11 protein-coding genes, 1 tRNA gene and 1 pseudogene are annotated in these 12,255 nt (G+C 59.5%); 7 read left to right on the forward strand and 6 right to left on the reverse strand.

Annotated features, from left to right (window positions below):
• A pseudogene (locus HMPREF3056_RS08045) lies at positions 1-622 on the forward strand (IS256 family transposase); the annotation flags it as partial.
• Between the two features lie 188 nt (positions 623-810).
• On the opposite strand, the gene HMPREF3056_RS08050 reads toward HMPREF3056_RS08045, so the two are convergent.
• From HMPREF3056_RS08050 to HMPREF3056_RS08060, 3 genes are all read right to left on the reverse strand, one after another.
• Positions 811-884: transfer RNA gene (locus tag HMPREF3056_RS08050), tRNA-Pro, on the reverse strand.
• 88 nt (positions 885-972) lie between these two features.
• Entirely contained in the window at positions 973-1,371 is a 399-nt protein-coding gene (locus tag HMPREF3056_RS08055; RefSeq protein ID WP_070512787.1) for a YchJ family protein, read from the reverse strand.
• Positions 1,372-1,378: 7 nt separating this feature from the next.
• Positions 1,379-2,557, reverse strand: a complete 1,179-nt coding sequence (locus HMPREF3056_RS08060; RefSeq protein WP_210401787.1) for a bifunctional alpha/beta hydrolase/OsmC family protein — start codon at positions 2,555-2,557, stop codon at positions 1,379-1,381.
• Between the two features lie 96 nt (positions 2,558-2,653).
• Between HMPREF3056_RS08060 and secA2 the strand changes: the two genes are divergently transcribed.
• The 5 genes from secA2 (at position 2,654) to HMPREF3056_RS08085 (ending at position 7,862) form a co-directional block, all read left to right on the forward strand.
• Positions 2,654-4,945 carry an accessory Sec system translocase SecA2 gene (gene secA2, locus HMPREF3056_RS08065; protein ID WP_070754523.1) on the forward strand — a complete coding sequence of 764 codons (2,292 nt, stop codon included), beginning with the start codon at positions 2,654-2,656 and terminating at the stop codon, positions 4,943-4,945.
• Between the two features lie 86 nt (positions 4,946-5,031).
• On the forward strand, positions 5,032-5,463 hold the full coding sequence (gene odhI, locus HMPREF3056_RS08070) for an oxoglutarate dehydrogenase inhibitor Odhl (RefSeq protein WP_010186533.1): 432 nt from the start codon (positions 5,032-5,034) through the stop codon (positions 5,461-5,463).
• A gap of 119 nt (positions 5,464-5,582) precedes the next feature.
• Positions 5,583-6,329, forward strand: coding sequence for a transcriptional regulator FtsR (locus HMPREF3056_RS08075; protein WP_046649387.1), 747 nt, complete (start codon positions 5,583-5,585; stop codon positions 6,327-6,329).
• A 61-nt stretch (positions 6,330-6,390) separates the two neighbouring features.
• Positions 6,391-6,987: a bifunctional nuclease domain-containing protein gene (locus HMPREF3056_RS08080; protein WP_070754524.1), complete on the forward strand. Its 597-nt coding sequence runs from the start codon at positions 6,391-6,393 to the stop codon at positions 6,985-6,987.
• A 314-nt stretch (positions 6,988-7,301) separates the two neighbouring features.
• Complete coding sequence (locus HMPREF3056_RS08085; protein WP_210401788.1) at positions 7,302-7,862, forward strand: MerR family transcriptional regulator; 561 nt, start codon at positions 7,302-7,304, stop codon at positions 7,860-7,862.
• A gap of 127 nt (positions 7,863-7,989) precedes the next feature.
• Here HMPREF3056_RS08085 and HMPREF3056_RS08090 read toward each other — a convergent pair whose 3' ends face one another.
• The 3 genes from HMPREF3056_RS08090 to HMPREF3056_RS08100 are packed head-to-tail and all read right to left on the reverse strand — an operon-like array spanning position 7,990 to position 11,047.
• The gene (locus HMPREF3056_RS08090; protein ID WP_070754518.1) at positions 7,990-8,826 is read right to left on the reverse strand and encodes a vWA domain-containing protein; all 837 of its coding nucleotides are present in this window, start codon (positions 8,824-8,826) and stop codon (positions 7,990-7,992) included.
• 56 nt (positions 8,827-8,882) lie between these two features.
• The gene (locus tag HMPREF3056_RS08095; RefSeq protein ID WP_070754519.1) at positions 8,883-9,737 is read right to left on the reverse strand and encodes a 3-methyladenine DNA glycosylase; all 855 of its coding nucleotides are present in this window, start codon (positions 9,735-9,737) and stop codon (positions 8,883-8,885) included.
• Complete coding sequence (locus tag HMPREF3056_RS08100) at positions 9,734-11,047, reverse strand: DEAD/DEAH box helicase (protein WP_070754520.1); 1,314 nt, start codon at positions 11,045-11,047, stop codon at positions 9,734-9,736. Before HMPREF3056_RS08100 ends, HMPREF3056_RS08095 begins: the two co-directional genes overlap by 4 nt.
• 248 nt (positions 11,048-11,295) lie before the next feature.
• Between HMPREF3056_RS08100 and HMPREF3056_RS08105 the strand changes: the two genes are divergently transcribed.
• A complete protein-coding gene (locus HMPREF3056_RS08105) occupies positions 11,296-11,967 on the forward strand; it encodes a hypothetical protein (RefSeq protein ID WP_070754521.1) in 672 nt (223 codons plus the stop codon).
• The last annotated feature ends 288 nt before the right edge of the window (positions 11,968-12,255 follow it).

The raw sequence follows: 12,255 nt of genomic DNA on the forward strand, positions 1-12,255 counted from the left end.
AGCAATCCGGAAACTGGGCTACATGCTTGTCCAAGTACGCAATCCCGACGATGCTGCGCGGTTTACAGCTGCAGTCCACCACACCCGCATTACCTTTGCTGATTGGCTTAAAGAGCGAACCTACCGCAGTGCTATACCAGCAGGCCAAGTACCGAAATGGGTCAGCCCCAACCAGAAATGGTGGTACACCCACCGCAACGCCCGCAGGGCTCTAAAACGGCTAGAAAAGCTCATCCACGCCGGACAATTAATTACCTTCCTTGACCCGCCTGAAGGTGTCACACAGGATTTAAAAGCCACCACGAACCTGCTGGAAGGTGGCATCAACAAACAGCTCAAAGACCTAGCAGGAAACCATCGTGGCATGTTCGATGAGCATCAGCGCATCACCATGGACTGGTGGCTCTACACCCACACCGAAGACTCGGTAGCGCCGCTGGAGTTAGCCAAGCAACAAGACTTCGGACGCCAAGGAGAAAAAGCAGCACGCGCAGCCTGGGCAAAAGAAGAACTCAAACGGCGCGGCCACCCAGACGGGCGACCTGCCGCATTCGACACCGGCATCGACAACGAATGGAACCCCAGCTTAGGCGTAAGAAAAGGCTGGGCCGGACGCGCCTAAATCCACACGAAATGTCCCTTAGTGCGACACGCCGCAAATCCACACGAAATGTCCCTTAAGCCTATTAGTCAACGACTGGAACAGAGCGAAAACGACTAAACCCACCGCGGTGAAGCGGTGGGTTTAGCTATGCGGAGCAGTTTCGCAAATGATTTAAGCTAGATTCGCAAAACCGTCCCTAAATTTTGTCGGACTAACAGGATTTGAACCTGCGACCCCTACACCCCCAGTGTAGTGCGCTACCAAACTGCGCCATAGTCCGCCGCCGCACCATTAGGTGCAACTGCTACAGATTACACCAGCGGTATTCGCTTCGACAAATCCCAGTTCAACCTTTGTTTTAGCGGCAGCTAAAACTCTCCGGCGGAATAGACCCACTGCCCGTTTTGGCGGTGGAAAGAGGAGCGCTCTCGCTGCGAGCCCTTCGCGGCCCCCTTGTAAAAGGCTTCGAATTCAACGATGCCGGTCTGGTCCAAGGGGCCGCCGGCGACGGTGTCGATAATGTCGAGGCGGTAGAAGCGGATGCCGGTTTCGGCGAGGTCGAGACGTTCCGGGCGGGTTTCGGGGTCCCAGGTGCGCAGCAAATAATCCTCGTCGCCGGTGACGAAAGCGCTGAAACGCGAGCGCATCAGGGTCTCCGCTGAGGGGGCGGGTGTGCCGGCATGGTAGCGCGAGCAGCACTCGCCGAAGCTTAGGCCGGTACCGCAGGGGCAGCGGGCGGCAGGGTCAAGTGGGTTAAGAACAACCATGGGCGGCTTATTCTGCAGTGGTTGCCACGGTGGTGGCGATGTCCACAGCGAGGAGGGAATCGATGGTGGTGGAAGCGGCGGCGTCGGCAAGCGCGCGTTGTTGATCGGCACTCAGAAAGCCAGGAAGCGTTACCGTACGTGTGAAACAAGATTCGGATTCTTGGCTAACCCTGACAGATACTGCTTCGAGCACCTTCGCGTCGATTTTCTGTGCCTTGCCCGCTTCTTTGATGGCCTGAGTGCTTGCCGTAGCCACGGCGGACATAAGAAGGCCTTCCGCGGTGAATCCTTGGCCTTTGCCGCCGTTCTTTTTCGTGCGGTCCGCGCTCACCGATCGGTCATTGTGGCGCACGACGACGCCCATCCTGGTTCCAACTGCCGGGATTGCAAGCGCTGAGTCCTCAGCAACGGGGGTGGGAATGCTCTCCGGAACAATAAACTGCTCCGCCCAAGCCCCGATGAGGTCGGCGGCACGGGCTGCCGCGCCCTGCTTAGTCACTAGGTGATCGGCCTTATCCAAGGCGACGAGGGACTTGGGATAGCGCGTGGTCCGGAAAATATTTTGCGCGTTATCAATGCCCACCGTTTGATCAATGGGGGAATGCAGCACCATGAGGGGCTTGCGCAGGCGCGGAAGATAGTCCTCCGGGTTGGTCTCAGCAAGGTCTTCGAGGAAGAGGCGCGAAATGGTCAGCGCCCGTCCACCAAGGGTGACCTCGACTTCACCGTTGGCGTCGACCTCGCCGATCTTGTCGGCGTAGTGCAGCACGGAGTGTGCAGGATCGAAGGGGGCGCCGATGGTGGCCACGGCCTTGAGGGAGCGAATGTTGTTGGCCGCGGCCAGAGCGGCAGCCCCGCCCAGTGAATGGCCCATGAGTAGCTGCGGTGCGGAATAGTTCTGTGCTAGCCAGTCGGCAGCAGCCTGGATATCGGCAACATTCTGGCTAAAGCAGGTGTCCGCGAAATCACCCTCGGATTGGCCCAGGCCAGGAAAATCAAAGCGCAGGGTGGCGATGCCAAAGTTGGTCAGCTGTTTGCTCACGCGGGCCGCGCCCGGCGTATGGCGCGAACCGGCAAAGCAGTGCGCGAAGATAGCGAAGGCTTGCGGAGGGGAGTCGGGAAAATCGATGGTTCCGGCCATCGCGGTACCGGTGCTGGAAGGGAGCGACACGTTCACGGATTGCATGCCCACAAGGATATAAGGGCGAACGCACGCTTGCGAACCGGGGTTGACTAGAGTCGATAGAAGACCTGTATGACGCACAAGGATGGAGGAGTGCTCATGGGCGCATTCGATTGGTTCTGGAAGGCAATGGGCGCGCAGTCCGAGCGCAACAACAAGAAGTCGAAAGCCGTTGTGACGGCCGCAGATTCCGCGGTGGAGGATATCGCGAACCTGTCGGATGCTGACGTTGCCGCCACTGCGCGCGCTTGCGTGAAAGACGGGGGAATTGCAGATAAGTCTCGTTTCCTCGCGGCATTGGCCGTGGCGAGCGAACGCAAGCTTGGCATGCGCCCGTTTACTGTCCAGTCCCAAGCCGTTCTCCGCTTGCTTGAGGGTGATGTCATCCAGATGGCCACCGGTGAGGGAAAGACACTGGTGGGTGCCATGGCCGCGACTGGTTTCGCGCTCACCGGCAAGCGCGTGCACTTGGTGACGGTTAATAATTATCTAGCGGCGCGTGACGCCGAATGGATGCGCCCACTCGTGGAGTTCTTTGGACTCACGGTGGCTTCCGTGACGGAGAAAATGGGGCCGGAAGAGCGACGCGGGGCTTACCTTTCCGACATCATTTATGCGCCGGTTAATGAGCTCGGTTTCGATGTGCTGCGAGATAACCAGATCACCTCCCGGGAGCAGACGGTGCAGGCGCGCGCGGAGGTGGCGTTGGTGGATGAGGCCGACTCGGTGCTTGTCGACGAGGCCCTCGTCCCCCTCGTCCTCGCCGGAAATCGGCCCGGCGAGGAGTCCACGGGCCACATCACCAACGTGGTCTCCCGCTTGCGCGAGGAGCAGGACTATGTCATCGCGGAGGACGGCCGCACGGTGGCGCTCACCGATGATGGTGCGGCGCGAGTCGAGCGGGAGTTGGGCATTGACTCGCTGTATTCGGAGGAGAATATCGGCTCCGTACTGGTGAAGGTCAACTTGGCGCTACACGCGAAGGCGCTGCTCATCCGTGACATTCACTACATCATCACGGACGGAAAGCTGCAGCTTATCGACGCCTCCCGCGGCCGCGTGGCCGAGCTACAACGCTGGCCGGATGGACTCCAAGCAGCGGTGGAGGCCAAAGAAGGCCTGGAGGTATCAGAAGGTGGGCGCATCCTCGACACCATTACGCTGCAGGAGCTCATGCGTCGCTATCCCTTGGTCTGTGGCATGACGGGCACCGCGGTGGAGGCCACCGACCAGTTGCGACAGTTTTATGACCTGCACGTCTCGGTCATCGACCGCAATAAGGAACTGCAGCGCTTCGATGAAGCAGACCGCATCTACGCGTCTGTGGATGAAAAATCGCGCGCCATCGTCAACGAGATCGTTGCGATCAACAGCACGGGTCAGCCGGTCCTCGTGGGTACCCATGATGTCGCGGAGTCCGAGGACCTTGCTGCAGCTTTGCGCGAACGTGGCATCACTGTCAACGTCCTCAACGCTAAAAACGATGAGGATGAGGCGCGCATCGTCGCGGAGGCAGGCGACGTGGGGCGCGTGACGGTGTCCACACAGATGGCGGGCCGCGGCACCGATATCAAGCTGGGCGGCGCGGACGAAGCTGACCGCGACGCGGTCGTCGAGAAGGGCGGCTTGGCAGTACTTGGCACCTCGCGGCACCGTTCCTCACGATTGGACAATCAGCTCCGTGGCCGTGCTGGGCGCCAAGGAGATCCGGGCATGTCACTCTTCTTCGTTTCCTTGGAGGATGACGTGGTCCAGCAGGGCGGGGAAGACGAGTCTTTGTCCGCGCGGCCGGATGCCGATGGCCTCATTGAATCCAAGCGAGTCCGAGACTTCATCGCACACTGCCAGCGGGTGACGGAAGGCCAGTTGCTGGAGATTCACGCGCAGACGTGGAAGTACAACCAGCTGCTGGCGGATCAGCGCATCATTATCGATGAGCGCCGTGCCAAGTTGCTCGATACAGACCAGGCCTGGCAGGAGCTCGCTGAGCGAGCGCCCGATCGCGCCGCCGAGCTTAGCGACGTCCCCGTGGATGCCCGTGAGCGCGCTGCGCGCGAGATCATGCTCTACCACCTCGACTTAGCGTGGGCCGACCACTTGGAGCTGATGGATGACGTGCGTGAATCCATTCACTTGCGTGCCATTGCTCGCGAGACCCCCATCGATGAATACCACCGCATCGCCGTACGCGAATTCAAGGATTTGGCGCAGCGCGCGGTTGATGATGCCGTCGATACTTTTAAGACCGTGCTTATTGATGTCGATGGTGCTCACCTAGAGGATCATGGACTGTCCCGCCCGAGTGCCACCTGGACTTATATGGTTTCCGATAATCCATTGTCTGGCGGGGGAAATTCCGTGCTCAAGGGCATAGGAAACATTTTCCGTTAATGTATTTGTGGAGAGGCGACTCGCGCGCGCAGCGGAGTCGCTAATATGGAATGAGTCAACATCGATCCGACCCTTCGGAGGTAAAAATGAGCGAGAATACCGGAACGCCGGAACCGCAGGCAGAGACTACTTCTGTCTTCCGCGCTGATCTTCTTAAGGAGATGGAAAACGGCACCGCGGCGGGCTCCGACGCCTCCGTTGCTGGCGCTGAGAACCTGGCTGAAGGCCAGGCCCTGCTCGTCGTGAAGCGAGGCCCGAATGCCGGCGCGCGCTTCTTGCTTGATCAGCCGACCACCACCGCCGGCCGCCACCCGGAAGCAGATATCTTCCTCGATGACGTCACCGTCTCCCGCCGTCACGCAGAATTCCGCGCCAAGGATGGCCAGTTCGAGGTCGTGGACGTCGGATCGCTCAATGGCACCTACGTCAACCGCGAGCCGCGCAATGCGCAGGTACTGGAAGTCGGCGACGAAATCCAGATTGGTAAGTTCCGCCTCGTCTTCATCGCCCCCAAATAGGGCAGTACCCGTCAGCAAGGACGAAGCGGGGGGTGCGAGGGGAGCAGCCGGTCTTGCTTCCTCACTGTGCCTGCCCTTTGTCAAAGTGAATCCGCGTAGAAAGCAGTAGTAGTCCCATCGTGAGCGCTCAGAAGTCCACCGCAGCTGCAGCAACAGCATCTTCGGCGGCCAAGAAGACCAAGCAAAAGCCCATGTCTATTGGCGTAACGCTGAAGCACGTGCAGAAGCAGTTCCCGGACGTGACGGTGTCGAAGATTCGCTTTTTGGAATCTGAGGGTCTGATTACTCCGGAACGCACCGCGAAGGGCTACCGCCGCTACTACCAGAAGGATCTTGACCGCCTGCGCTACATTCTGACCGCGCAGCGCGACCACTACACGCCGCTCAAGGTTATTCGCGAGCAGCTGGAGGCGATGGATTCGGGTCAAGTAACCGCCATTGTCTCTTCCCAAGCCGAGGCACTGATCAGTGCCGAGCAGCTGCGAGCACCAGTGGTGACCAGGCTTACCGACGCCGACGTGGCCGACCAAGCCGGGACCACGCAAGAAAACATTGCGGAGCTGGTCTCGGTGGGGCTCATTAAGCCGGATCCGGCGGGATTCTTTGACACGGATGACGTGTCTATTGTGTCGGCGGCTGTTGCTTTAGAGTCTTTCGGCTTTGAGGCACGGCAATTGAAGTCGCTGCGCAATGCCGCCCGCCGGCAGGCAGACATGATTTCGCAGGTGGCTTCACCGGTGGCGCATTCGAAGTCTGATACGGCCCCGCAACAGGCGGAGGAGCTGTCACAGCAGATGGCGGCGCTTGTTTTGTCCCTTCATGGAACGTTGGTCAAGACTGAGCTGCGGGACGAGTTCCGCCCTTAGCGGAATAGAGGGCTGTTCTGTCAATCGCCACGCGTGAGGAAAGTGTGGAAAAGTGGGTGCCATGACTGCAGAAGTAGTGAAGTTTTTAGGAATCCACCCCGTCGGCCCCGAGAATAACCTGTGTGCCCTCTTCTACTGGGAAGAGGCAGACCGGCACGTGCCTGTGTGGGTCTCGCCCATTGATGGAGCCCGCGTTCTCCAGGTGCTGGAGCGCCATTACAACGCGCGGCCTAGTACCTATGAACTCTTGATTGCCTTCGCTGACCAGCTCGACGGGATCGAGCATATTTGTGTCTCCGAGTACCATAAGGGAGCTTTCATGGTCGACGTGGTCGACGGAACAGGTGAGGAGCACGACGCCCGCATCTGTGACGCCCTCGTCCTTGCAGATCACTACGGGGTGCCCGTCCGCTTTGAGAAGGAAGTGCTCGAGGAGGTCGCTATTTACATTAGCGATGAAGATCTCAAGGAATACTACGGTCTCGAACGCGAAGCTAAGTCCCTAGAGACCTTCCCGGAGAAGAGGTCGCGCGATTTTCAAGAGTTGGCGGCTCGGCAGAAAGCCCAAGAAGACGATGACTTCGAGCAGCTCATGCGTGACTCCGGAATTTCCGAAGAAGATTTGCTTGGGGGCGACTCGCCGGAAGATGAGGACTAGCGCCCGCGCGCTCAGCTGAGCTTCGTACGTAGAAGGCGGCGGTCGGCTCGACATACTCACCAGCGCTCCATGTTAGACACAGCGGCACTATTTCTGGGTGCCGCTTTTACTTGTTATCAGCGAATTTTTTAATGACACGCGTGTGACTAATGATGACAAAGTGACCAAAAAAGTCTAAAGTTCTACTAGAGGTTCACGGAGGGCGACCCTTGACGTGGTCGCTGACGTGGCCTTTAATAGAAAAATAGAACTCCCTCAAACATCACTGGAGTAATTACGTGAGCAGTAAAAACAACCGCACTGAGTCCCGCGCCCTGCCGCTCGATGATGCCGCTTTGAACGGCTATGTCCAAGAATCCCTCTTCGACGTCGGACCGGACGAGGAGCTGGGTTACCGCGTGCCCATCGCGTGTCAGGTAGCCGGCATTACCTACCGTCAGCTGGATTACTGGGCACGCACCGACCTGGTCAAGCCCTCTATCCGCACCGCGCGTGGTTCTGGCTCCCAGCGTCTGTACTCTTTTAAGGACGTATTGGTGCTCAAGATTGTCAAGCGCCTGCTGGACACCGGTATTTCTCTGCAGAACATCCGCCTCGCCGTGGAATCCCTGCGGGATCGCGGCGTTAATGACTTGGCGGAGCTCACGCTTGTCTCCGACGGCACCACGGTCTATGAGTGCCGGTCCAACGATGAAGTCATCGACCTCCTCGCCGGAGGCCAAGGCGTATTCGGTATCGCCGTACCTGGCATCCTTAAGGAGCTCTCCGGTACCATCACGTCCTTCCCGGCCGAGCGCGTCGTGGAGGAAGAAGAAACTGACGTCGTTATTGGCCTCGACGAGCTCGCTGCTCGCCGCAAGCGTAAGAGCTCTTAAACTCGAGCCACTCGCCGCCGCGTCTTTCCTGCACTGCTGCTCACGTCAGTGTCCTGGGGAAAGATGCGGCGGCTTTCTGCGCTCTGGGAGTGCACCCCGCGGACTCGCTTTGCACGAGAGCCCGCGTCTAGCGTGCGCCGACTGCGGCCGAGATGGCCGTTGCATTGTCTTGGGCATCGGATGGATCTGCGACCGTGCTGTAGGAATCAGCCAGCTTTTCGAGTTCAGCATCCTTCTCGCCGTTACCCACGTGCACCACGCTCAAGCTCACTCCTTCGCCGCGGGCATTCTTTACGGCCTCGGCGAAGGCAGCATCATCCATATCTTGCTGCGTGCCGGTGGTTACGAGCACAACGCGTGTGTCCTTGCCGCTTTCAGCCACCTGGTCGGTTGCGTTATCCAGTGCGGCTACCACAGCACTGCGAGTTTGTGGTACGCCACCGGTGCCGAACATACCTACGGCATAGGTAACGTTATCGGCATCCCCATACGATACGTTTTGGCGGTAACCCACGGTTGCCGAGGCGGAAAGAGGAGAGGAGTAGTTCCAAAGGGCTACTTGGCTTCCCTCCGCGCCGGCTGCCGACGCCGCCTCAGCCACACCCTGGCTTACCGCATCGAAATAGGGCGCGAGGTTCTCGGACGTATCGAGGAGGAACAAAGTATTCGGCGCTACCTGTTCCTTCGCGGCCGTCGCCTCCGAGCTGGGGGCGGCCGACGTCGATTCGGTATCCTTCGCCGTTTCCGACGACGCAGGCGCGGCCGACGTTGTGGGCTCTGCAGTAGAGGTCTCCTCCGTCTTAGCTGTAGTTGATTCTGCCGCCACCGTTTCACCGGAATCGGAATCGTTTCCACGGAAGAGGAAGAACCCTCCGATAACCAGCGCCAAGACCGCTACAACGGCCACGATGATAACCCACGGTGCAAATGCGTAGTTATTTTTTCCATCCGAGTGCCGGGCCATCTTTTTCCTTCCGCGCTGGTTTCGCGGGGCGGCACAGCGCGCCCCGACGGGTCACATCAATGGTTCCTCATTGTAGCGGGCAGTGCGGCGCGAATTTGGGAGACAAGCCGCGCGCGGAGGGGCTCGGCGGCGTCGGCAAGCTCGCGTTGGCGACGCACGTACTCGGACTTTCCATCCGACGTTTCGATGGGGACGACCCCAAAGCCCCACTCGCGGCAATCGTAGGGTGACGCTTCCATATCAAGTGTGCGTGCTGCCACGGCTAGCCGGAAGGTGTCGAGGAACAACTCACCCGGCACCAATGGCCCCAATTTCCACGCCCATTTATACAAATCCATAGTCGCATGGACGCAGCCAGCCTGGTCGTTCTCCGGTTGTCCCTCGCGAGTCAGCACCGTGAGGTTGAGCGGGCGCGCGGGCTCAGTGAAGAAACGGAAGGCATCGTAATGCGTGCACTTGATGCGGTGCCTATCGACGACCTCATTCGTCCCCTCTGCCCCTAACCGTAGCGGCAAGTCATGGCGAGGAGAATCGGTGTGGTAGACCATGGCCCATTCGTGCAGGCCAAAGCAATCGAATTGGGTGGGGTTATGCGTGGTCTTTTCTAGCAGATTCAGGATGTAGCGAACGGTGCTACCGCGGCGTGCGAGGAAAGCCTCAGTGTCCACCGTGACGCCTTCATCAATACGGTGGTAATAATTCCACTCAGCATGCGGGGCCTCGCCGGCCAGAGTCACACCCACGCCTGGGTGCCAACGCCGCAGGTGTGACGGGCGGACAGGGTAGTACTCGAAAAGGAAGTCGTAGACAGGGTGATACGAGCCCGGGTGGCGGTAGCGTGCGAGATACTCGTTAGCCGACTCCTCATGTATGGTCATCCGGGTTTGCCAGGTTTTAGGCTGGAGAATCATCGCTGACCTGCGTTGCCCCGACGGCGGCGCTGGTTACGGCTACCCGATCGCCGACGCGCAGGCTGCCTTTCGGACTGACTCTGTGGCTTCTTTTTCGATGGTTGCTGGTGTGGTGGGCCGAGCGGCTCGCCCTTAGGTTTGCGCGCTCCCGTCATCTGGGCAAGCTCGGGGCTGCTGGCGGGGTTGGCGTGGTCACTGATGTCGAGGTCGGTGTGTGCAACCCCGGCCTTCGCGATGAGCTTTGCCACCTCATCGCGTTGCTCGTCGGTGACGAGCGTGACTACGGTGCCGGAGTCGCCCCCGCGTGCAGTACGGCCAGAGCGGTGTAGATAGGCCTTGTGCTCAGCTGGCGGATCGACGTGGACGACCAGGGAGACGTCGGCAATGTCGATACCGCGGGCAGCGATATCGGTGGCGACGAGTACCGGAACGCTGCCGTCGGCAAAGCCCTCGATGGCCTTGGTACGTGAGCTCTGGCCCTTATCGCCGTGCAGGGGCAGCGCGTTAATTCCGACGCGGCGCAGCTTTTTGGCCTGCCTGTCGACGCCATGCTTGGTGCGCATAAACATGATGGTCTTGCCCTTGCGTGCGCCGAGGCGAAGAACGACGTCATTGCGGGCCTCGCGGGTGCCGATGAAAATAAGGTGGTGTTCCATCGTGTCGACGGCTGCCTCGACGGGGGCGGTGGAGTGGGTGACGGGATCGTGCATGAACTGGTTGACCAGCTTGTTGACTTCGCCGTCGAGGGTGGCGGAGAAGAGCAAACGTTGACCATCGACCGGCGTGAGATTGAGCAGCTTGCGTACCTGGGGGAGGAAGCCCATGTCCGCCATCTGGTCCGCCTCGTCGAGGGCGGTGATAGTGACGTGGTCGAAGAAGAGCTTGCCCTGGTCGATGAGGTCCTGGGCGCGTCCCGGTGTGGCAACGAGCAGGTCAACCGGGCGGGCAAGCGAGCGAATGTGGTTGTTGATGTTGACACCCCCGACGACTGCCAGTACCCGCAGTCCCAATGCTGCCGCGGGTTCTTCTAAGCGCTGCTGGATCTGGGTTGCCAGCTCGCGCGTCGGTGCTAGGACCAGCCCGCGCGGGTGGGCCGGACGCGACACCCCGGACTCCGCCAATCGGGCCAGCATAGGGAGACCAAACGTAAAGGTCTTTCCCGAGCCTGTGGGGCCACGGCCGAGGACATCCTTGCCGGCGAGGGCGTCGGGAATAGCGGCTTCTTGGATAGGGAAGGGGGTCGTGATGCCCTGTTTGTCTAAGATACGAACAACATCGCGGGGGAGGCCGAGTTCGGCGAAAGTAGTCATCGGGTAAAAAGTCTAGTGCTCCGGCCTGCCAGACCGAAAAGCATTACAGCTACCGGTGGGGATTAGGCCTCGCATCCTGCATTTTTAGGGTTTGTGTGACGTGGTTCTCTGTTAAATTGAGCGACATGACGAATCCATTCGACAACTCTCAATCTCAGTCTCCTCCCCGCGGGTTTGGCCAGAACCCGCACCACGTCCAACCTGGGCACAACCAAGCGCCTCCCGGTTTTAATGGGCAAGGCTAAGGGATGCCGCAACCGCCACAGAAGAAGCCCGGTTCGAAGAAAGTGTTGTGGATTGTTCTAGCAATAATCCTCGGTCTTATTCTGGTTACAGGGCTCGCTCTTGTGGCGGCGTTTTCTGCTTTTAAGGACTTTGCCGCTGGATTGGAAGATGGGCCAGGAGAGGTCGCTGCCTCTGATGCCGGCTATTGGGAGCGCACGATTGACGTCGATGATGTTGACGCTATCCGAGAGTCCGAGGTGCCAGCGTCTGTTCCTACACCTCTGGCTGAGCTGACGTCCGAGTGTTACGAAGATACGTCCTATTTCGGTGAGTCAACAGATCAGGGCTACGACGCGCAGTGGGTCCCGACGATTTCCTGCCTCTATGGGGCCGACGGTGAGTTTGTCGCTCAGTACACCGAGAATCAGGAAGCCATTCAGGACGCGGAGCGCGTGGGGCTGCAGGAATCCGTTGTGGATTACACATCCGCTCGCGGTTCCCAGATCGCAATTTTCGGACAGGATGAGGAATTCGTTATGGTGGAAGTGCTCGAGGGTCGTAACGCGGTCATTGAGTACGTGATGGGTGGTTACGACTCGGACGAGGTGGTGACCAACTACGGCGACCTTGCCAGCTATCTGGTAAACGCGGGGATCCTCGACGAGACTCCGGGGCCACCGCCGGTCGACGCCTAGTTATACGCCTATGCTTGACGACGTCCCCGTCCCACGCTCACCCAGAATCGCCGTTGTGCCCAATGGGGGCAGCGCGGCGTCGTTTGGATTCGCGCTCATAACTGAAGCCGTTAAGAATCGCTAGAGCGTAGGATGACGCGCAATGGGCGGCCGTCGTTGTGCGGGATCGCCGATATGCCCGTCAACCATCTTTCGATTGGCGGGTGCTTGGTGTTGTCGTAGGTTACCGGCGCTTTTTCTTTTCTGTGTTTGGTGGCGGGGTGTTAGCTGCTGTCGGGTGGTTCCTCT

Source organism: Corynebacterium sp. HMSC056F09, from assembly GCF_001815785.1.
Taxonomy (GTDB): Bacteria; Actinomycetota; Actinomycetes; order Mycobacteriales; family Mycobacteriaceae; genus Corynebacterium; species Corynebacterium hiratae.